This is a genomic window from Bradyrhizobium sp. Leo114 (genome assembly GCF_055229415.2).
In genome coordinates this window covers 1-494 of sequence record NZ_JBUYEN020000210.1, presented here as the reverse complement: position 1 = coordinate 494, position 494 = coordinate 1, and the positions used below count along the sequence as shown (strand labels likewise).

The window sequence follows — 494 nt, the reverse complement described above, 5'->3', positions numbered from 1 at the left end:
CTGCTGATGCATTGCGATTGATGGCCTTGACACGAACCATCCCATGTGAGGTTCTGGCAGGCTTCGACACCCGCCTCGATACGCCGCCTATCTCAGTCCGTCATCACCCAGTTTCCCGCATAGCTCCTGTCGGAAAGGCGCTTCACCAGGCTGGTCAGCTCCATCAGGTCGACAGTACGCAAGAGTGCCCGTCCACGGCCGATAACGATCTCTGGATCCGGGCCTACAAGATCAGTCCATTGCGGAGGAACCGACGATACCGTGGCGCCGTCATGCTGTAGCAAGAGGCGTTCGCCATACCGGTTATATCGTTTGCCGACACAGGGAAGGGGATGTCCCGATCGCTGTTGAACTACGTCGGGCCGACGTTGCCAGAATGAATGTTACGCGGCCCTTGTGACATGGGCAACGGGCTTGATCGTCATGGGATTGTGGTGAGCTTGAAGGGCCGCACGCAGAATCGCCAATTGCTGATGTGCCTTCAATCGTCGGAA

Annotated in this window: 1 pseudogene; it reads right to left on the bottom strand. The window is 57.5% G+C overall.

Going from position 1 to position 494, the window contains the following annotated elements:
* Positions 1 to 92 precede the first annotated feature (92 nt).
* Positions 93 to 317: pseudogene (locus ACZIRK_RS45450) on the bottom strand (DUF5372 family protein); the annotation flags it as partial.
* Positions 318 to 494 lie beyond the last annotated feature (177 nt).